Origin of the sequence: Campylobacter sp. CFSAN093233, assembly GCF_011068165.1 — a bacterium.
GTDB lineage: Bacteria > Campylobacterota > Campylobacteria > Campylobacterales > Campylobacteraceae > Campylobacter_D > Campylobacter_D jejuni.
In genome coordinates, this window is sequence record NZ_JAAMWY010000015.1 from 1 (window position 1) to 20918 (window position 20918).

Consider the following 20918-nt stretch of genomic DNA (forward strand, 5'->3'; position numbering starts at 1 on the left):
TAAAATTTAACGAACAATTAATCAAATGCAAAGAAGTATTTTAATTATATAAAATTAAGTTTAATATTCCAAAATCACATATCATCAACCAAATAAGGACTTTTGTAAAAGAAATTTATTGTCTTTGGTGTTTAGTTGATTCATTGGATCATCACGCTTAATATATCTTTTTACCTTATTATTGCTTTGATAGATGAAAAATAAATCATTTTCATTTTTATACTTATTATGAAAAAATTCATCATCATAATCAGCAAATTCTACGCCTTTGCCATAGATATTGATACCAAACTCTATAAGTTTGTCTTTTAATTTAATGATTTCTTTTTTTTGTCTTGAAATGATAGAATTTTCTTTATAAAATTTATATGCCTTAATCTCGCAAAACTCACTATAACTAAGAATTTTTTTATCAGGGAAACTTGTTAAAAATCTAATCAAATCTTGTGCGACTAAAGAATTTAAATTAATAAGAATTTTTGATAAATCATCATCATAAGAAAGAGTGGATTCTGTTTCGAGTTTTTTAATATATTCCCTACGAACTGTTAGCACGAATACAGATACAATTGTTCCATTTTCTTTTGTGATACGCTCTACAGAGTCAAACATTAAAATGCCTTTATCTCTTTGAGTGATTGTTTTTTTATCTTTATCTTCTACATTTTGAGTGAAAGCCAAATCATATGCAAAACGAGAGATTTCTGTAAATTTTTGTTTTAACCAAGAATAATTATTAGAATTTTTATTAAGATATTGTTTTAAGAATTTATAGGGCTCTAATCTTACTTCCATATCCCAAAAATTTTCTTGATATTTTTTAATAACACTTGTATCCACATTTTTTTTGATATATAAAAATAAAGCATCTAAAATATTCCTATGAGTTTGCGTAAGCAAAGAGTTCTTTAAACTTATGGCATATGATGAGCCATTCGCACCTGTCATTTTAAAATCTATTTTATTATCATTTTCTTTAAATACTTTATAAAAATTAGTGTCTGTAAGCTTTCGTGAGCTTAAATAAAAAACACCTCTATTTTCATTCATTGTTACATAGCCTTTTGCTAATTCATTAACACTTACAGCAGAAATATCTTTTTTATTGATAATCTCCAAAGTATTAGAATCAATGCTGTTAGCCCTAAGATTTACAATTGAAGGCTCATCAATACTAGAATTTTGCAATACTTTAATCGTTTTTTGAAATTCTCCAGCATTGATATTATTATTATCCTTTAGCACCTCAAGCAAGCGATAGGTGGTAGAATTTTTATCTTCTCCCTTTTCGAACGAAAGTTTATAAACAAGTCTAGGAGCATTGATAATAACAGAGCTACCCATAAGACTTTCGCCTTTTTTGTCTAAGTGATGAAGTAATAAGATAGCTTGATTATTTGATTTTGCTATATCTGTTAGAATATTAAAGAAATTTTGCACATCGTTTTGATTGTTTTGATCTTTAAAACCTAATGTTGAGAAAAATGCACTAAAGGTATCAAGAACAATTAAATCACAATCTGCTAACTCATTAAGCTCTTCTTTTAAACAATTTATAGGTTCTTTATTGATTTTTGGGAGTTCATTTGAAAATTCAAGTTCCGCAGTATTAAAAGAATAAAAACTTTCAATATTTTTTATGCGTTCTAAAATCGCTTTATTTTTATCTTCTACGCTCCAAAAAAAAGGTTTTAAGCCATCATTAATAGCATTAGCACATACCTTTAAAGCTAAAAAAGACTTGCCTACTTCACTATTGCCACTTAATACAGCTACAGAACCCCTTTCTAATTTAATCGTATCTTCGCAGATTATAGAAACATCTTCATCGCTAAAAAGTCCGAGTGTAATAGTTTCAATAGTATTTCTTTTTGGCATTTTTTAATCCTTTGCTACTTCTATGATCTCAAATAGTTGTTTTATGATTTTAGGGTGCAATATTTCTCCACTATGGTGAGGAATAACCATTCTATAAAGTCCTTTTTTATAGATTCTATGGCTGCCTTTTTGCCTATCAATCGAAAAATCATTTTGCAATAAAAGCTTTTCCGCTTCTTTTGCAGTCATTCTAGGCAATTCAGGCATTTGCTAAAACCATTGGAATAATTGAAGTTGTCTTATTTTCAATAATTCTTTTTTCTTCATTTGCAAGACTTTCTAAATAAAGCTCTCCTGCTTCTTTTATATTGACTAAAGCTTCTTCATAAGTATTTCCCTGCGAAACACAACCTTCAAGCTCTAAAATGCGTGCAAAATATCCATCCTGATCTTTTTCAATAATAATATTTAATAGCATCTTGATTCCTTCTATTAAAAGATGATAAGATTGACTTAAATGTAACAAATATTTTAATCTTCGAAATAAATTATATCAAAGTATCACATCTATGTCAATAGGCAGCAATTTTAGAATTTTTTCAAATAAGATTGACTTAAATGTAATATACACTTACATTAAAGTCAACAAAAATTGCTAAATGCTCCTCTTATTTTCAAATAAAATTGACTTAAATGTAATAATTTTTGACTTAAATGTAATAATTTTTGACATTTTTACGAAAATAACATATGGAAAATAGGGACTTTAAAAAAACAATTGACTTAAATGTAATGACTTCTAAATTCTTAAATTTATTAAATTCTATAATATTAAATAAGGTAAATCAAAAATTAAAATTTTTGAACTTTTATTTTAAAAAACTCCAAATAGAAAGTGTTGCTGATAGAAATGGAAATTATGATATAATGTTTTAATAGAAAATAAGCATGGGAAGCAGAGGTGAAAGAATGTGTAAAATTATTAAATATTTAGATTATGCTAGACTTAACACCCTAGAAAAGCTGTATTTCGATTTAACAATTATGTTAATTGTAACTTTTTTAAGTTTTTTATTTCTTGTTTTTGAATTTTTCATTTATGAAAATATTGCTGTTTTCTTTCAAGATTGTTTTTTAATGTCCGTGATTTTTATCATTGGAATGATAGGTTTATTTCATACTTGTAAAGGTTTGAGAAAATACAAAGAAATTTTAAAAAGTAATAAAAGAGAAGAGTTCATTTAAATATTAAGGCATTCTTAAAGAATAAGAGCCCTAATATTTAATAATTTTGGCTCTGTCACAACAAATGGTTGATTTTTGACGAGAAATAGCGTATAATAATAGTAAGAAACAGTACCACCGAAGGAGGTAATTGGATATGCCTACTATCAAAGACGCATTAGATATTATCGGTAAGTTGACTGTCGCAGAGCAGGAAAGCCTTAAAACAATGCTTTTAAGTCCTGCCTTTGTAAAGTCTTTGAATATTGAAGATTTCGTAGCAAAGGAACGCTTTGAAAATGGTCGTGTATGCCCTCTTTGTGGCTGTATCCATGTGGTTCGCAATGGTCATCGTAAAGATGGCACACAGCGATATGTATGTAAGGATTGTGGCAAGTCCTTCGTGATTGCTACGAACTCCATTGTGTCTGGTACAAGAAAAGACTTGTCCGTGTGGGAGCAGTACATTGATTGTATGATGAATGGCTTATCCATTCGTAAGACTGCTGTTGCTTGTGGGATTCACAGAAACACCGCTTTCCTTTGGAGGCACAAGATTTTAGACGCTCTTCAGAATATGGCAGACGATGTTACTCTTAACGGCATTATTGAGGCTGACGAAACTTTTTTCGCCATCTCGTACAAGGGCAATCATAGTAAGAGTAAGACATTTACTATGCCACGCAAGGCTCATAAGCGTGGTCATTCTACACATATCAGAGGCTTGTCCAAAGAAAAAGTATGTGTTCCTTGTGCGGTTAATAGGAATGGCTTGTCTATCTCCAAGATTACGAATACTGGTAGAGTTTCTACAAAAGATTTACATCATATTTATGATGGTAGGATTAAGACCAATTCCACTCTTGTTACGGACAAGATGAACTCCTATGTGAGATTTACGAATGCCAACGGCATTGACCTTGTACAGTTAAAGACTGGCAAAGCCAAGAAAGGCATTTATAATATACAGCATATCAATAGCTACCATAGTCAGTTAAAGAGGTTTATGCGTGGTTTTAATGGTGTTTCCACCAAATATCTGAACAACTATCTTGTGTGGAATAACCTTGTAAATTATGCCAAAGAAAGTGACATGGAGAAAAGGAACATCTTCTTAACTTTTGTTTTGGCAACATTGAAAACTGCTAAATGCAGAGATTTATCAAACAGACCAGCAGTTCCTCTGGTCGCCTAATTAGAATTTGTGGAGATGATAAGATGGTCAATATAACAGATGTAAAACAGATTCTTCAATTTGCAATAGATGCGGAGATTAAAGTCTTTCTTGATGGTGGCTGGGGTGTAGATGCTCTTCTTGGATATCAGTCAAGAGCCCATAATGATATTGACATTTTTGTAGAAAAGAACGATTATCAGAACTTTATAGAAATAATGAAAGCTAATGGCTTTTATGAGATTAAGATGGAATATACAACATTGAACCATACTGTATGGGAAGATTTGAAAAACAGAATTATTGATTTGCATTGTTTTGAATATACGGACGAAGGTGAAATTCTTTATGATGGGGATTGTTTTCCGGTAGAAACTTTTTCGGGTAAAGGAAGAATTGAGGAAATAGAGGTTTCCTGTATTGAACCATATAGTCAAGTAATGTTCCATCTGGGATACGAGTTTGATGAAAATGATGCACATGATGTGAAGTTATTGTGTGAGACATTTCATATCGAAATTCCAAATGAGTATAGATAACTGCAAATAACAGTTTGTAGGGGAGTTCTGATACTCCCCTACAAAAATGGCTATTTATCAACTGTTTGTTGTGACATAGCCATAATTTTTTACTTTTGTTTTTTTGAAAAAGAACTAGATTATTTTAGTTCCATATTTTTATTTTGCTCTCTAGCTTTTTGCATAAGCTCTTTTGTGCTTACTTGTGGTTTGTAATCAAACGACTTAGAGTATCTTGCTTCATAAGCATTTGCACATTCTGTATCAGTTTTCGCAGAATTAGCATTTTTATCGCATTCTTTGATTTTAGCTTCTAATTCTGTAGCATTTTTTGGATCTTCGTAATATTGCACTGTTTTTGGCTCTGAAGAGCAAGCAGAAAAGACACCAGTAATAACTGCACCCAATAAAGCTAGTTTGATTGTATTTTTCATTTTTAATCCTTTTTTTGTATATTTATAGTAATTATAATATACTATTATTAACTAATAATATATAAAAAATATTTTTATATATTATTTATATATTATAATTACAAAGAGTAACTATTATTATCTAGTTATCTCTTTTTCAGGTTGTGTTTTTTCCATAGATTTAAAAGCTTTAAGCTTGTTATGAAAATCAATAAAATTTAATTGTTTTTTGACTTCATCAAGTCCTTTGTTTAAGAAGATATCATTAAAATCACTCACGCCTTGTTCTGCTTCTTGATTGCTGATTTTTGGAATAATAACTTTAATATCTGAAAATTTTTGTTGAATTTCTTTTGCAGTTTCCACTCCGACATTAGAAAGACCTTTCAATTCTCTTTTTTTATCATTATCGGCTATTAAGGTAATAGGAGTGTTTTGAAATTTGTTTTTTAGGGTTTCAACAATTTTCGATAAATTTCCAGCATCAACACCCATTATCACAGGCTTATTAAGTGCCTTGTATATAGTTGCAGCAGTAGCAAAGCCTTCTGTTATAATAAATTCTTTGCAATGTTCCAAGCTTTTTGCACCTATTATATGAAAGCAACCTTGTTTTTTTGCAAGATATTCTACGCCTTGATCTTTTTCTTCTTGAGTTTTAATGACTCCTATGATCTTATCTCCATTTGGAAATATTCTTTGCACAGACCATAATTTTCCATTCTCATCTTTTAAAGGAATAAGTAAAGAACCTTTGTTGTCTTGTTTAAGATAAAAGTTTTCATCAAAGCCTTTTTTCTTTAAATAAGCGTGATTGGAATTAGCCCATCTTGCATTATTATACTCATTTTCAAGTTTTAAAGCGGTTTTTTCTTGCAAAGTTAAAATCTCTTTTTCTCTAAGCTCTTGATCTTTTTTTATTTGCTCATGTAATTTTTGAGAATTTTTTATATTATTGCTTTGATTTTTTTCTATGGGCATTTTCCAATTTTCTTTAATGCCTGTTTTAAAATTTTGCATAAACCCTGCAGGATAATCGTCTAAAAAACCGTTATAGGCACCGCTTAATTCTCTACCTTTATCATTAGTAGTTTTTACTCTATGAATTTTACCATCCATGATAGGTAAGCCTTCAATAATTAAACCTTGATTTTCTAAAGCAGATTTAAAAGCTGTTAAGACTTCATTTTCATCAAATGAAAATTCTTTATTTTGGTGTGGATAAAGCCATTGTGAGAAAATATTTTTATCTAAGGTTTTTGGAGCAAACCATTTTTTTTCTTTATCATCCCACATTGCCCCTAATGATTTTGCTTTTTCTTTGTCTTTAAATGGAACATAAAGATAAATTCTTTTTTGAGGCATTGTATATCCTTTTAACTTTGTTTAATGTTTTGTCAGTATAATTACAATGAAATTCAAAGGGCTTCCTAGTAGCCCACCTTTTAAATTCGAGGGACTCCTTGTGTCCCATTTTTTAATCTTAACAATATTCCAAAATTTTTTCGTTAAAAGTTTTAATTAAATCACTTAAGAAAAAATCTATTTTTTGCGGATCTACTCCTATATGTGTGTTTTTAATCTTTGTTGTTAATCTTGGGTAATGTTTGCCATTTTTTTCTGTTGTTTTTAAAATATTTTCCCAATGATAACTTCTATTTCTTAGATTTTGTAATAAGCTAAGAACAATATCAACTTTATGCGTATTTCTAAAGCGTAATTTTATGCCATTTTCAAAAAAGAAATTTCTATTGTATTGATTGTAGTTTCTAAAATTGATATTTTTTAAATCCATTATAGAGTTTTGTAATTTATTTTCTTTGATGAGATGAATGATAGTTCCTAAACTTATACGAGAAAGATATTGATGATGAGATAAAATTCTATTTTTTTCCCTATGCTCAATTTCTTCTTTGGATTTTTTAATCTTTTCATCATTAGAGTTTTTTATCCAATCATTATCTTTCTCTGATAATTTATTATCTAATTTATTTCTAAGAATAATTTCTAATGTAGCAAGTTTTGGAGTAATTTTTCCAACACACTTAAGATTATCATAGTGCTTGACAATATCATTATTATAAGAAGATAATCTTATTTGAGAAAATAGTTCATTAAAATTTATTGTATTATTCATTTTTTACCTTGATCGAGAATATGTTTTTTCGTTGCTAATTTCTCTATCTGGTAAAATTTTATTTAGTTTTTTTTTGAAAAATTCATTCATTTTTTCTTTAAAAAATGAACTTTTATTAATTTGCTTTTTTTCAAATTTTTCTCTAGTTTCAGAATAAGAATTTGCAAATTCTAATATCATTACACCAACATCTTTATTGGCTACTTCTGATAAATTTTTTATTGCTTTAAAAGTTCCATCTAACATTTCATCATATATTTTTGGTTTATAAATTCCAAGTCGATTATTAAGATCTTTTTTTATTTCAGGGTTTATATTTTCTTTAATTAATTTGGAACTACCAATATTAATTAAATGTTCAATACCTTTTTGAAAATTTTTATCTCCAAGTCTTATATTTAATGGTATTTTTTCTTTATCAGTAATGATATCAAATTTAATATATTGATTTGAAAAATCTTTTTTTAGTAAGCTTTCTGCAACATCAAAAGTTTTTATTGTATTAAAAAATTTATTTACATCTTCACCTTCATAAGTTCCTTCTTGTATAGCTTCTTTATATTGCTCATTAAGTTCACTTACATCTGTTACTTTTATTTTGTAATCTTTTTCCATTTTTATTCTCCTATGATAAATTTTTGTTTTATTGTTTTTTTGCAGTATCTATTTTATCGTTTCTATGATTAAAATCATATAAGTTATTTATTTTATCTAATATATTTTTAGTGTTTTTACAATCAAACTTTTCTACCAATAAATTAAATTCATTTTTAAAATCTTCATTTATTTCAAAATCTTTAAATAGTGCTGATGAAAATTTTTTATATATACGCTCTTTATTTTCTTTTTCTTTTTGGCGTAATTTTTTTAATTTTTCATCATACTCACGCTTTAATTCTTCTATCAATTTGCTTTCTTTAAACATAACATCTCCTTTATAATATTTATGTAAATGTATTATTACAAAGTAGTCTTAATATTTTATAAAGCTTAATAATGTAGAATAGCGATTAATCGAAATAATTTAATAATTGCAGGATAGCCTTTTATTTCTCAAAAAGTTACCTTTTTAAAAAATAAAAGGCAAAAACTCTGCGAGGCTCATTAAGGAAGTGCAAATGAATAAAAACAATAATTGCGTCATAAAAGTTAGCAAAGATGATAAAATAATTTTAGAATATATAAAATCAGAAACAAATGCATCATATAGTAAAATAATATCTATTTTATTAAAAAAGTTTAATTCTTGTGATACAGATGAGAAGAATAAAATCAATGATGAAATATCTAAAAATAAATTTTATGCAAGTGATGAAAATAAAATAATCAAACTAAAACTTACAGAAAATGAAGTAAATATTTTAAAAGAAATTTCTAAAAATACAGGATTTTCAAGTATTACAAAACAAGCAAAATTTTTGCTATTAAACTCCATAAAAAATGAAAAACTTTTTACTAATATAGAAATAGATGAGTTTATAAAAACAAGAACAGAAATCAATGCAATAGGTAAAAATATATATCAATTATTGAAGATTCTTAGAAGTGGAAATTCTGTCAAAATAAATGAAAATAATTTAAATAAAACTATGGATAATATTAGAGATAAAATTGATATATTATCCGATCAGCTTGGGGCTATAATAGAAAAAAATAATGAAAGAATTTAATGTCGCGTAGTATAAGAATATTTGATGATGAAATAATTGCTAAAAAAGTTTTTACTAAAATAGAAAATGCTTCAAAGCTACCACTAAATTACATCAATAAAAATAGAGATAAATACACCAAAGATATAAAAACAGGTAAGCTTATTAGTAAAAATATGTTTAGAAAAAATACAGAAGTCGTTGTAAAAATTACTTCAGGTTCTAAAAATTCTCAAGCACTTTCAAAACATCTTGATTATATTTCTCGTGATGGAAATGTAGAATTGATTACAAACGATTTTGATAGATATGCGGGAGAAGATGAGATTTTAGAAGTTAAAAGAATTTTTAAAAATGAAGGATCTCCTATTCCATTATATAAGGAAGGTGCTAAAGAAAAAAGACATACCATTAATATGGTTTTTTCCATGAAAGAACATTCTACAACACCAAAAGAAAAATTACAACAAGCTGTAATTACTACTTTAAAAAGAATGTATCCAAATAATTTTTTTGTAGTTGCTTTTCATAATGATACTGATAATCCGCATTGCCATGTTTGCTTGAAAGTTGCGGATAAAAATGGCAAAAGAATTAATCCAAAAAAAGCAGATTTAGCAAATTTAAGAGCAGAATTTGCAAAAGCATTAAATGAGTTAGGAGTTGAAGCAAAGGCTACAAATAAAAAGCAAAGAGAAGTAGAAATAAATCAAGAATTTTCAGTTAAATTAAATGCAAATAATGAGATTAATCAAGCACCAAAAATAAAAATGCACTATTATCAAGTTATGGATTTCGGAGAAGCAAACTATCAATTTAGCACAGATAAAAATGCCAAAAAAAGTTATTATGTGAGTTATAAAACCAAAAAAGGAATAACTACAATTTGGGGACAAGATTTAGAAAGGGTTGTAAGAGAAAATAAAGTTTTAAGGGGTGAATATGCAAGATTTAAAATAGTAGGGCAAGAAGAATATGAGATAAAAAGAAAGGCAAAAATTAATAACAAGTGGCAAGAAGTTGTTAAAACACTTAAAAAACCTATTTGGGAAGTATCAGTAATAGGTAGAGAGAAAGATTTAAAACAGATCAACAAAGCCAAAACAACAAAAAAATATAAAATTATACAAGATAAAGGAGTGAATAATGAGAGAGATTATACAAAACAATATAGACAGAGAATCTTACAAGAGCTCGGTAATAAATCAACTATCCGAAGAGAAACTGCCCAAGAAAGAAACTCTATGCGAATATTGTCCAAACAGCCTGTGGTTCATAACACAAAACGAACTCAAATGCTTTTGCACATCAATGCACTCAATCAGTTACAGCAAGGAGAGCGAGGACGATCCGATAATATCTTGCGATGGACAAGTGCTAGGAATAATGAGATTAAAAGAGATGGATAAAATTATATAGGAGTAAGAAATAATGAGACAGGCATTTTATACAAGTAAATTTTATATCTCTAAAAAAAGCGAAAAAGAAGTTTGTTTTAAATTGAATTTTGAAATAGAGATAAGTGGAGGAGGTGAAAAAATTTATAAAGTTGAAATAAGAGCGTTTGTGGATTATCAATATTTAAAAAATGGAAATAATATTACTCCAAATATTCACAAAAATCAAAATGATTGGTGGTTAAGTTACGAGTGTGATAGGTGGAGTTTTCATTCTTCTATAGCAATTCGCGATGAATATCAATCTTTAGGCATAGGAACATTTTTAATTAATAAAATGCTAGAAATTGCTTTAAAGTATGTGCCAACAGCAAGACTTAGCGGAACATTAAGTGCTGTGGATGAAGAAATCTTGGAAAATCACATAAGAAGAGATAAGTTATATAAAAATTTGGGTTTTATATTTAATGAAGATAATACAGGATTTAGTATAGAGCAAATTGGTGATTTAAAGATAAGGAAAGATTTTGATTATATTCAAGAAGTTCATATTCTTAATATGTGTTATCAGCTAAGCAATTTACAGCACGAAAAAGAAGGCTGTATTCGACAATTAGAATCCCATAAAGACGATATGCGCAAATTAAATAAAGAGAATGCTGCTCTTCGCACAAGAAATAAATTTATACTTTGCTTTTGTATAGCATTAATTTTCTTAATTGTTTGTTTAATAAAATAAAAGCAAAAATTAATTGCCATTTTTATTTTTATTAATAAAAACAGACGAAAGGATGTCAATATGCTCCAACAAACCTTTTTTAATTTGAGTTTCTGGAATTCTCATTGGATCTAATTGAACAATAATTCCTTCTTTTCTGGCGTGCTTAACAGCAGGGATAAAATCACTATCTGCTGTGATTAAAATTATTTTTTCGGCGTGATGTTTATTTGCTAAAGTTGCAATATCAAGCCCTATTTTCATATCGACACCCTTTTGTTTAATGTCTAAAACGAAATCTTCGCTTGTAAGCTCACAAATGTCTATTTCTTTGCGTAGAATTTTTCTAAATTTATCATAATCTCTAAATTTCCATTGAAACGAATTTTCATCGATTTCACCTAATCTTACAGCAAAATAAGGTTGCTTTCTTAGGTGATTTAAAAGTTCGCTTCTAAATTTGTATGTTGTAGTTTTGCTTAAGTTCTTAGATTTATCAGTTTTTTCTATGGGAGGCATAGGAACATTTTTATCTAATGGTTCGCAATCGTAAATATAAACTCTATGCAAATAATCTTCATTTCTTCTAAGGGTTTCCCATACATAGTCTTTTAATCTCTTAGCCAATTCTTTAGCCTCCATTGTTTTAATACTCTTGTGAGTATTATATCTTTCAAGAAAAAAAGAGAGATCTACAAGAACTGCAGTCTTTTTAGGCTGAATAATTGAAAATTCCATATTTGGATTGCTTGAATTCATTGTTGCGTAGTCCTAATTTATTAAATTGGAAGCACAAAGAGTCGTCAATTTAAAAATATGATGCTAAAAAGACCCCTCTATGTGCTAATGATGGCGGAATTATATCATAAAAATATTAATGAGAGCTTTAGCTGGTTTAGATAAGCAATTCTCTGTCTTTCAAAATCTTATTGTGCTTATTTAAATCTTCTAAAATCTTTGCAGATTTTGGCACAAAATCACTTTTGTAATTTTTTTGCTTACTCATTTTTTCTATTTCATCCATGATAATGCGATTATCTTCTCTTAATGCCTCTAAATAGTCCTTTCTTTTGTATTTTGGAGTGTTATCCCCTGTAATGCTTTTTAGCTCCACAATTTCTTTTTCAAGATTTTCTATCTTATTTTTATTGAGTTGAGTAAATTTTTCTAAGTCATTATAAAAATTGTTTAATCTCTTTACAAAACCACCAAAATTTACATAACTTTCCAATTTAAAAAAAGTTTTTTCATCTCTTTTATAAATCAAATTTTCAGGCTCGATTATTGTTTTACCATCAGTAGTACTCACATAAAAATTAAGAGTGTTTAAATCTGTTCTTTCTCCGCTTATAAGCAGTCCTTTAAACTCTAAAACCTTATATTCTTTTTGATAGTCATCAGCTATTGTTTTAACAATCTTTTCAAAATTTCTTTCAAGTTCTGCTTGTCTGCTTTTGTTTAGATCACTCGTATCATTTTTAAAGACAATGAAATCTTTTTCATCATCATTAATGTAATACTTTCCTTGAAAATGCTCACTATTATTTTCTTTAATGATTGAATTTAAAATTTCCATTTTAGCTATATCTTTTTTTAGTAGTTCAATCTTTGAAAGATTAGTTATAAGACTTTCTTCATTATTGTGTATTTGTCTTTTATAACCACTATAAAGCATTTCTTCTTGTCTTAGATCACTATTTAATTGCACCTGTAGTAAAATGAGTGGATTGCCTGTTGCTTCTGCTTTCATTTCTGCAGCATCAGCTGCACCACTTGTAACATCTTCTAAGGTTCTTACATCAGCACCAGCTTTTCTAAATTGTTCTATGGATCTTGCTTTGCTTTCAATGACTTGCCACATTCTAGCATCATAGGTTCTTTCAGTTGCATATCTAAACTCTTTTACTCTAAAGTTTTGTGGATCTCTCATAAAGAGTTCATTGCCTTGTCTTATTACCCTACCACTTCTTTGCTCTAAATCACTAGGACGCCAAGGACAATCTAAATGGTGCAAGGCTACAATTCTTTTTTGCACATTTGTTCCAGCACCCATTTTTTGCGTTGATCCAATTAAAATTCTAGCCTTTCCTGAGTTCATATCTGCAAAAAGCTGTCCTTTTTGTAAGTCTGTTTTTGCATCGTGAATGAAACGAATTTCATTTTGTGGAATACCTTTTGCGACAAGTTTTTTTAAGATATCAGTATATACATCAAATTTTGCTTGTTCTGCTAAGAGTTCATCAAGGCTTTTGCTATTCTCTTCTTCTGTTTGTTCTATTGTTTCATTAATATTGACAAATTCTTCTTTATTTAAATTTGGTGTAGCAATATTGCCATTTAGAGCAACTTTTTGTGAGTGTTGTTTTGGAGTGGATAAATCACAAAATATTAATTGTGTGCCTTTATCATCATTCCAAGCATTATACTCATTAAAAACATTTTCAATAAGCTTATTAATTTTAGAATTTGCATAATCATCACAATGTGGATTAATAAGTCTAAAATCAAGTCCAGCTTTTCTAGCATCTGTGGTACAAGCAAGTAAGTTATTTCTAGTAATATCATCTTGTTGATGCTCCATTCTCCACACAATAGAGCCTTCATTCCATCTTCCATTTTCATCTTGAATGCCTATAAATTCTGCTATTTCTTCACTTCTAGGAGCAACGATATTAATAGGTTTGTCATTGTAAAGCTTTGGCACGAAATCTTTTTGATATTTCATAATATCATTATTTGTTACAATATCAGCCACACTTTTATACATGGTAGAAAGTTCAGGAACATTTTTGAATTTGTTAAATCTTGCAACGATTTTATAATTTATTCCAGAACTATCAAGCTCCCAAGCGTTTGTAACTTCTCCAAAAGTAGAAGCCCAAGAATCAAAAGCTTGTATCCCTTTTTCTTTTAAGATATTTGGTTGTATGTATCTTTGCAAAGTATAAAGCTCTGTAATTGAATTGCTTATAGGCGTTCCTGTTAAAAAATAGAGTTTTTTATTTTGCTCGTGAATATATTGTGTTTTAGAATAAAGATCATAGGCTTTTTGTGAGCCTTTTAAATTGCCAAGACCACTTATATCACCCATTGAAGTTGTAATGAGTAAATTTTTAAACTCGTGTGCTTCATCAATAATTAATGCATCAATTCCTAATTCTGAAAAATCTATTGCTTTAGATTTTTTATGTGTAGTTTGCAAATCACTCAATTTCACCTTAAAATTTTCAATGCGTTTTTCTAAGTCTTTTACAGAATATCGCATAACATTATCATCGTTTTGTTTTTTTTCTAATGTTTGTTCTAAGATATTAATATCTTCTTCATATTGTTTTTTGATAACTTCATAAGGTGCGGGGATTAATTTAAATTGCGAGTGTGTCATAATGATGGCATCAAAATTATTTGTTGTAATTTTGGAAAAAAACTTTTCTCTATTATCTTTTTTTAAATCATCATTTGTAGCAACTAAAATGTTTGCATTTGTATAGGCGTGATAAAACTCATCATTCCATTGTCTTGCTAAATGATTAGGGACTACAATTAAGGGTTTATTTAAAAGCCCCATTCTTTTTTGCTCCATCACAGAGCAAATTGCCACTAAAGTTTTTCCAGCACCTACTTGATGATCAAAAATAATACTATTTTCTTGAATAGCCCTATATATAGCATTTTTTTGGTGTTTTTTGAGTTTGATATTAGCATTGAAATTTGGAAGTTCTAAATGCTCTCCATTGTATAGTGGTTCTATATTTGTATTAAACCTTTCATTATAGATATTTTCCAAATCTGTGCGTCTATCATAGTCTTTATAAATCCATTCTATAAATTCATTTTTTAAATTTTCTAATTTAGAATTAGCGATTGCAGTTTCTTTAGGATTTAATTCTCTGATTTCTTTTCCTGATGGATCTAGTTTTTTATCATAAATGCGAATAGGCTTTCTTAATAATCCATGCTCAAATAAATCAAAACAACCTATTTTCTCGGTAGCATATTGTGATCTGATGTAAGGACTTAAAGAATGACCAAAACCTTTAAGACTCCATTCGCCTGTTTTTTCCATTAAAAATAAATCATAATCTTTAGGAGTAATTTGTAAGGTTTCTTCTATAAATTGTTTGTAATATTTTATAGGTATCCATGTTGTCCCTAAGCTTATTGAAATATCAACCGCTTTTAAATCTTTAGGCAAGACTTGTTCTAAGCTTTCTAAATTATTAACAAATTCATTAAAGCCATCTTCTACTAATTTTTTTACTTCTTTATGCTTTGCTTTAACATTGCCAGAAAGATATTTTTCAGCCAAAACATAATTTGCAGGATTTTTGTGATCTTTAAAGATTAATTTATCTTGCTCTAAAGATTTAAGGGTTTCTTCTAAAGGCTGATTTAAATTCGTTTCTAAAAATTTTAAATCAATTCTCCCATATTCATTGATACTAGCAATTAATGCTTCTTTTGGAGTCGAGATTTTAATTTCTTTTTGTGCATTTATAGTTCTTTTGAAAAAAATATCTGCTTTTGTTGCACTTGGTGCAATAGGATCTATACCTTCTTTTAAAGCTACACTTTTTGAAATACCACTGCTATAATTTTTTTCTAGTGCTAAAATTTTGTTTGCTTCTACATCTTCTCTAAAGGCTTTTTTATTTGCATCTCTATTTAAATATCCTTCTTTGGCTACAAATTCATCATAAAGCTTGTTTAGATATTTTCTTTGATTTTCTACTAAAAGATCGCTAGATTCATTTTTTTCATATTCAATAAGAGTATTAAATTGATCTCTAAGAGCAATGAGTTTTTTAATCCTTCTTGTATCGTGTTCATTTAAAACAGGTTTTGAAAAGACTAACTCATCATCGCTTCTGATTTTCATGTAGATTTCATTATTGTATTCAAAATAATTTCCATCTTTTAACTTACTTAGAGTTTTGCTATATTTTTCGTATTCAGGCGATTCTCTATCAATCCTGTAATAAGATAGCTTGATTTTTGTTTCTTGATATTTATAAATGTTTTTAGGTAAGGTTTTTGTAAAATTTTCTAAAGCGATTTTTAAATCTCTTCCATCATCCAAGCATTCTAAACTATAACCATATTGAGAGCTTTTAATATTCATTTTTCCTAAGATATTTTGTGGATTATTTTTAAAATACTCATTTATTCTAAAGTCATTAAAAACATCAGGGTGCATACCTCTTTTTTCAGCTTCATCAAAACGATCGTCATAGTATTCTACGCTTTCTAGCCAAGATTTATCTATATTTAAATCTTTACCTTTTTTAAAAAAGATAATATCGGTAGTAACTTCTGTATTAGCTCGTTTTTTAAAAGCATTATTTGGCAATCTTACAGCACCTAAAAATGTTGCTTGTTCGGCTATAAAATTTCTTATTGTGCTATTTTTAGAATCTAAAAAATAACTTGATACTACAAAAGCAGCAATTCCATCTTCTTTTAAATTTTTAATTGCATTACCAATAAAATAATTATGCACACTCGTTTTATTAAGTGTAGTATCATTTAAATCTAAAATCTTTTTTTGACCAAAAGGCGGATTACCTATAAAAGCATCGTATGGCTTATCAAATAAATGGTGCTGAAATGCTTTATTATAAATTGTTTGATTTGGGTGCAAATGCTTTAATATATTTGCACTTATAGTATCAAGCTCTACGCAAGTAAAATGATATTTATCGCTATAATTTTTTGCATAAGACAAAAAAGAGCCTATACCTGCACTTGGCTCAAATATTTCTTTGGTGTGATCATCATTATTAAATCCTAGCTGATTAAGCCCTTGATAAATTGTATCGATAATAATTTTTGGAGTGTAAAAAGCATCTAAAGTTGAAGTTTTTGCCTTTTCATATTCTGCATAATCAAGTGTGCTAATAAGTTCTTTAAATTCTTTTTCCCATTCTTTATTCTGATGATCAAAAGCTTGAGGAATACCGCCCCATCCTGAAAATTTATTTAGAATTTCTTGTTCTTGTTTGGTAGCGTAGCGATTTTCTTGTTCAATAGTTTTTGAAAGTTTAATGGCTTGGAGGTTTTTTTGAAATCTATCTTTTAAAGAACCTAGATAGATTTCATCATCGCTTACAAAATCTAATTTTTGTCCAGATTTGAGGCTTCTTCTTTCATATCCATCATTTCTTGTTGCAGTTTCCAATACTGATTGTTGATTGTTTCTTCTTGTATCTGTTCCTTGTCTTTCATCATCATTTCTTGAAATAAAGGAGAATAAATTTGGGGTTCTATTGCTATGTATTGATTGAGATTTATTTGCTCTTCTGCTAGTATCTCCATATCTGTTAGCCCCTGTTCTCTCTTCTTGTCTGCTTCTTTGCTCTCCAAGACTGCTAATTCCATTTGTGTTTGTGGCAATGCTAGTGTCATTAGATCTGACATTCCTAGATTCTTGATTGTGTTCGGATAAAACTCTGCCCATCTCTCTAGTATTATCAAGCTGTATTGCGGAATTTTCTTGTCTATCCACGCTTGGTGTATTTGATGAAATGCTAGTTCGTTCAATATTATCTGTAACTTCTCTATGTTCGGATAATTCTCTATTTTGTTGCTCATTTTCTTCTCCTTGTGAAAATTCTAATTCGATTAGATCAAATAAACTTCGACCACCATAATCTTTTTCATCTTCAATTTGTCTTTTTGTTTTTTTACGCATTTATATCCTTGTAATTTTTGTTTTTTGCAAGGATATTTTAACATTTTTAACTATTAATATTTAAAGATCGTGCCTCTTTTAAGATTAATTTTCTTATATAAGTGCCATATTCACTTACTAAATCTAAATCCATTAATTTTTTCAAAATTTCCATTTCTTGTTCATTAAGTCTGCAAACTACTAAATTGTCTCTTCTTAGTTTTTGATCTATAGTTTTTCTCCCAGCTGATTTTTTATCAGCTTTACTATATGTTTTTTGAGAGCTTGTTTCAGAGTTTAAAGCTTCTGCTATTGTAAATGGTTTTTTTTCCATTATTATTTATCCTTTTCTAATAAAATCTAAAAGTCTTTGATATTCATTGAAAAAGTTTGTATAACTTAATCTTGAAAGATTGTTTTCATTGTAAAGTTCAGTAAAAGAAGCTCCACTACTCATAGAATTTTCAATTATCTTTGAAAATTTAAAGAAAAAGAGATTTAAATCTGTAAAATTGCTTTCAAGAGTTTCACAAATTTGCCTTTTCTCTTTCTCATCTCTATAATCTGTAACCAAGATACAAACTCTATCATCATTACCTATTTCATTTAAAGTTTCCAATGTTCTAAGTAAAGAATTGTAATTACTCGTGCAAGGAATAATAATCTTATTACTTTCTTTAATAATATCTAATACCCCTTTTTCTACAAATCCACCAAAATCATAAACGCAATTATCTATTTTTTTTGGAGTTGGTAAAATTTTTGCTTTTTCAGGATAAATCTTTTCTATAATAGAATTGTCATTGCTTTGTAAAAAATATTCCAAATCTTTAGCAATTGAAAAAGCAAAAGGAGTCTTTCCAACACCACCTTTTTTATTTATAACAGATATTATCATTAAAAAAACCTTTTTTATATTTTTGTATAATATTATATACTAATATTTATTAATAAGAACTAAAAATAAATATTAGTTATTTTCGATTTAATATTTTCATAAACATCTTTTTCAATTTCTCTATCTTCTTTATGATTAATCGCAACTTTATACCATTTTTGGTAGCATTTTTCGCAATAGCAACTAAATAAAACACAGATCATAAATCCATCATTGCTTAAAGCTTTATTACAACTGTCGCAAATGCCATAACCTCCAATTTTTAAAATTTCTTGTTTGTTTAGTCTTAAGATTTTAAATTCTTTATTATTATCTATCTCTAGCATTTTATTACTCTCCTATCTTTTTCAAGATTAGCTCTTCTCTTTCTCTTTCTCTTTCAGTTTTTCTTTTAATTCTTTTGCTATTTTTATTCTCGTTAGAATCATTCAAAATTCTTTTTATATTAATAACACCAAAATAAATAAGTGCAATTCCAAGAATAAAAGATAAAATGCCAAAATGCTCTTTAATAGCACTAAATAAAAACCATAAGCCTGATAAAAAACATATTGCGTATGCTACTATTGTAATTTTTTTCATCTTTGATTTGCACTCCATAAAAGACCATTAATAATGATTAAAAATATAAAATAAGAGCTATAAAGGTTTTTTAAACTTATATCAATATTAAAAATATAAAAAACTGCGACAAATATAGGCATTATAAATAATGAGAGAGATAAAACATTAGATAATCCCCAAACAGCACAAATAGCTATAGTAAATACTATTAAAAGAGTTGTAACTGGAAAAAATATTATATTATCTTCGCTTACAAAATTTGCAAAATTACCACATATGAAATCTAAATTAGAAAAAATAAATTTTACAAATTCCCAAATTTCATTTTTAAAAATGCAAATTAAAGCGATAATTGCTATAAAAATTGTATAAGAAAATATTTCTTTTTTAATTAATTTTTCTTCGGTCATTTTTGTATCTCCTTTAACCATTCTTTATCTATTTTTCCACACACAAGATAAAACATACAATCTTTAATTGAGAAACCATAAGCTAATTGAGCATAAGCAAAAAATATAGATATAGCTGTCATTAAATCAACTAGAAATAAAACTGTTCCCATATAAGATAAATCCGCATTAAATGCCAATAATACCAATATTAAAAAAAGTAGAGTTCTTAAATTAATGAAAATCGCGTGAATTTTTATGTAACTTAATAGTTTGTATATTCTATTTTTGGCATTAAACAAAAATCCACACATTAGTTTGTTTAGTCCAAAAAGAAAAAATAAAAGCGTTACTGAAATCATTTTTTACTCCTTTACTTTGCAAAAATACTCATATTCTTCTTCACAAAACAAGCCAAAAAACAAAAAGCATAAATAGTTTAATTCTTTAATCTTGTTTTGTTTTAAAAGTTCAAAAAATTTCTCTTTGCTTAATTCTTCTTCTTTTTCGCCACCTTGCGTAAAATAAGGAATGATTTCTATATCGTGGTTGAGAAAAAAATCAGGCATTACAAATTCTCTTTTTTCAAAATCAATCTTAATGCTTTGCTCTATTAATTCTTTAAATAATGGTGTTTTTTTAAATAAGTCCATTGTTTTAAAAATATCGATGTTTTTGTATTCTTGAAAATACTTCTTTGGCAAAAAAACCCTAAGGCTTATCATTTCAATTTCATCTTTTTGATTGATATCGCACCCAAACAAAAACCTAATTCCGACATTATATTTTTTAAAATATTCTTCTTTACTCATTGTTTGAAATTTTTCATAATCAAGCATTATTGTTCTCACCCTATTTTTTATGCAATTTTCATTGTTTTTATTTTTTTATTATTTTTATCAATTTTTCTATTAATTTAACCAACCCGATACAAATAAGAGGACTGATCGTAGTTCCTAAAGCTAAAATAATAAAAAGTGAGTAAAAATCACTATCAATGCTCGCACTTAGTATTAAAGCAACGAAACAAGAACCTATACAAATAAATAATACATAAGACAGATATTTCTCCGTATAAGACAGAAATTCCCTAACTTTTCTTTTGTTATTCATAATTTTCTCCTTTTATTCTGATTAAACTCGGACAACCTTGTTTTGGCTTCTTCACCATAAACAAAAAAATCACTTCACGAAAAACGCTATGAATGCTAAAACAAAACCAACAATCATTAACATACTAACCACCTTTCTAATTTATTTGAATTATTATAAAATATTATTTATTAAAATTAACTTAAATTAATTAAAATAAATTAATATTTATTAATGTTATACATTTATTATTTTAG

23 protein-coding genes are annotated in these 20918 nt (G+C 27.8%); 6 read left to right on the forward strand and 17 right to left on the reverse strand.

Going from position 1 to position 20918, the window contains the following annotated elements:
- Window positions 1–84: 84 nt before the first annotated feature.
- The 3 genes from FBF15_RS09150 to FBF15_RS09160 are packed head-to-tail and all read right to left on the reverse strand — an operon-like array spanning window position 85 to window position 2296.
- Entirely contained in the window at window positions 85–1878 is a 1794-nt protein-coding gene (locus FBF15_RS09150; protein WP_002935007.1) for an AAA family ATPase, read from the reverse strand.
- 3 nt (window positions 1879–1881) lie between these two features.
- A complete protein-coding gene (locus tag FBF15_RS09155) occupies window positions 1882–2085 on the reverse strand; it encodes a type II toxin-antitoxin system HicA family toxin (RefSeq protein ID WP_002790340.1) in 204 nt (67 codons plus the stop codon).
- The gene (locus FBF15_RS09160; RefSeq protein ID WP_002801148.1) at window positions 2078–2296 is read right to left on the reverse strand and encodes a type II toxin-antitoxin system HicB family antitoxin; all 219 of its coding nucleotides are present in this window, start codon (window positions 2294–2296) and stop codon (window positions 2078–2080) included. The genes FBF15_RS09155 and FBF15_RS09160 overlap by 8 nt, the downstream gene beginning before the upstream one ends.
- 491 nt (window positions 2297–2787) lie before the next feature.
- Here FBF15_RS09160 and FBF15_RS09165 point away from each other — a divergent pair, with 491 nt between their 5' ends.
- The 3 genes from FBF15_RS09165 to lnu(C) all read left to right on the forward strand — a co-directional run bounded on the left by FBF15_RS09165 (window position 2788) and on the right by lnu(C) (window position 4755).
- Window positions 2788–3063 carry a hypothetical protein gene (locus tag FBF15_RS09165; protein ID WP_002823273.1) on the forward strand — a complete coding sequence of 92 codons (276 nt, stop codon included), beginning with the start codon at window positions 2788–2790 and terminating at the stop codon, window positions 3061–3063.
- A 136-nt stretch (window positions 3064–3199) separates the two neighbouring features.
- The gene (locus tag FBF15_RS09170) at window positions 3200–4237 is read left to right on the forward strand and encodes an IS1595-like element ISCco2 family transposase (RefSeq protein WP_145699616.1); all 1038 of its coding nucleotides are present in this window, start codon (window positions 3200–3202) and stop codon (window positions 4235–4237) included.
- A 23-nt stretch (window positions 4238–4260) separates the two neighbouring features.
- Window positions 4261–4755, forward strand: a complete 495-nt coding sequence (gene lnu(C) / locus FBF15_RS09175; RefSeq protein WP_002837187.1) for a lincosamide nucleotidyltransferase Lnu(C) — start codon at window positions 4261–4263, stop codon at window positions 4753–4755.
- A 119-nt stretch (window positions 4756–4874) separates the two neighbouring features.
- On the opposite strand, the gene FBF15_RS09180 is transcribed toward lnu(C), so the two are convergent.
- The 5 genes from FBF15_RS09180 to FBF15_RS09200 all read right to left on the reverse strand — a co-directional run bounded on the left by FBF15_RS09180 (window position 4875) and on the right by FBF15_RS09200 (window position 8209).
- Complete coding sequence (locus FBF15_RS09180) at window positions 4875–5168, reverse strand: EexN family lipoprotein (RefSeq protein ID WP_021034322.1); 294 nt, start codon at window positions 5166–5168, stop codon at window positions 4875–4877.
- A 117-nt stretch (window positions 5169–5285) separates the two neighbouring features.
- Window positions 5286–6512: a DUF5710 domain-containing protein gene (locus tag FBF15_RS09185; protein ID WP_145699614.1), complete on the reverse strand. Its 1227-nt coding sequence runs from the start codon at window positions 6510–6512 to the stop codon at window positions 5286–5288.
- Between the two features lie 118 nt (window positions 6513–6630).
- Window positions 6631–7284, reverse strand: a complete 654-nt coding sequence (locus tag FBF15_RS09190) for a hypothetical protein (protein WP_002804272.1) — start codon at window positions 7282–7284, stop codon at window positions 6631–6633.
- 3 nt (window positions 7285–7287) lie between these two features.
- Window positions 7288–7899 carry a hypothetical protein gene (locus FBF15_RS09195; protein ID WP_002826068.1) on the reverse strand — a complete coding sequence of 204 codons (612 nt, stop codon included), beginning with the start codon at window positions 7897–7899 and terminating at the stop codon, window positions 7288–7290.
- A 28-nt stretch (window positions 7900–7927) separates the two neighbouring features.
- Complete coding sequence (locus FBF15_RS09200; protein ID WP_002809140.1) at window positions 7928–8209, reverse strand: hypothetical protein; 282 nt, start codon at window positions 8207–8209, stop codon at window positions 7928–7930.
- A 193-nt stretch (window positions 8210–8402) separates the two neighbouring features.
- Between FBF15_RS09200 and FBF15_RS09205 the strand changes: the two genes are divergently transcribed.
- The 3 genes from FBF15_RS09205 to FBF15_RS09215 are packed head-to-tail and all read left to right on the forward strand — an operon-like array spanning window position 8403 to window position 11069.
- On the forward strand, window positions 8403–8954 hold the full coding sequence (locus tag FBF15_RS09205) for a hypothetical protein (protein ID WP_032581268.1): 552 nt from the start codon (window positions 8403–8405) through the stop codon (window positions 8952–8954).
- On the forward strand, window positions 8954–10342 hold the full coding sequence (mobP1, locus tag FBF15_RS09210; RefSeq protein WP_002790553.1) for a MobP1 family relaxase: 1389 nt from the start codon (window positions 8954–8956) through the stop codon (window positions 10340–10342). Before FBF15_RS09205 ends, mobP1 begins: the two co-directional genes overlap by 1 nt.
- A 22-nt stretch (window positions 10343–10364) precedes the next feature.
- On the forward strand, window positions 10365–11069 hold the full coding sequence (locus FBF15_RS09215) for a GNAT family N-acetyltransferase (protein ID WP_002790552.1): 705 nt from the start codon (window positions 10365–10367) through the stop codon (window positions 11067–11069).
- 9 nt (window positions 11070–11078) lie between these two features.
- Here the strand turns inward: FBF15_RS09215 and FBF15_RS09220 are convergent, their stop codons facing one another.
- The 9 genes from FBF15_RS09220 to FBF15_RS09260 all read right to left on the reverse strand — a co-directional run bounded on the left by FBF15_RS09220 (window position 11079) and on the right by FBF15_RS09260 (window position 20408).
- Window positions 11079–11690 (reverse strand): NYN domain-containing protein, encoded by a 612-nt coding sequence (locus FBF15_RS09220; protein WP_031263757.1) that lies wholly within the window; start codon window positions 11688–11690, stop codon window positions 11079–11081.
- 253 nt (window positions 11691–11943) lie between these two features.
- Window positions 11944–17739 carry an SNF2-related protein gene (locus tag FBF15_RS09225; RefSeq protein WP_145699615.1) on the reverse strand — a complete coding sequence of 1932 codons (5796 nt, stop codon included), beginning with the start codon at window positions 17737–17739 and terminating at the stop codon, window positions 11944–11946.
- 46 nt (window positions 17740–17785) lie between these two features.
- The gene (locus FBF15_RS09230) at window positions 17786–18052 is read right to left on the reverse strand and encodes a hypothetical protein (protein WP_002934570.1); all 267 of its coding nucleotides are present in this window, start codon (window positions 18050–18052) and stop codon (window positions 17786–17788) included.
- A gap of 6 nt (window positions 18053–18058) precedes the next feature.
- Window positions 18059–18616 carry a hypothetical protein gene (locus tag FBF15_RS09235; protein WP_002934569.1) on the reverse strand — a complete coding sequence of 186 codons (558 nt, stop codon included), beginning with the start codon at window positions 18614–18616 and terminating at the stop codon, window positions 18059–18061.
- Window positions 18617–18675: 59 nt separating this feature from the next.
- A complete protein-coding gene (locus tag FBF15_RS09240; protein ID WP_052773730.1) occupies window positions 18676–18942 on the reverse strand; it encodes a hypothetical protein in 267 nt (88 codons plus the stop codon).
- Window positions 18943–18946: 4 nt separating this feature from the next.
- On the reverse strand, window positions 18947–19198 hold the full coding sequence (locus tag FBF15_RS09245) for a hypothetical protein (protein ID WP_072241030.1): 252 nt from the start codon (window positions 19196–19198) through the stop codon (window positions 18947–18949).
- The gene (locus FBF15_RS09250; RefSeq protein WP_052773731.1) at window positions 19195–19590 is read right to left on the reverse strand and encodes a hypothetical protein; all 396 of its coding nucleotides are present in this window, start codon (window positions 19588–19590) and stop codon (window positions 19195–19197) included. Before FBF15_RS09250 ends, FBF15_RS09245 begins: the two co-directional genes overlap by 4 nt.
- On the reverse strand, window positions 19587–19931 hold the full coding sequence (locus FBF15_RS09255) for a hypothetical protein (RefSeq protein WP_072241028.1): 345 nt from the start codon (window positions 19929–19931) through the stop codon (window positions 19587–19589). Before FBF15_RS09255 ends, FBF15_RS09250 begins: the two co-directional genes overlap by 4 nt.
- 3 nt (window positions 19932–19934) lie before the next feature.
- Window positions 19935–20408 carry a hypothetical protein gene (locus FBF15_RS09260; RefSeq protein ID WP_072241032.1) on the reverse strand — a complete coding sequence of 158 codons (474 nt, stop codon included), beginning with the start codon at window positions 20406–20408 and terminating at the stop codon, window positions 19935–19937.
- Between the last annotated feature and the right edge of the window lie 510 nt (window positions 20409–20918).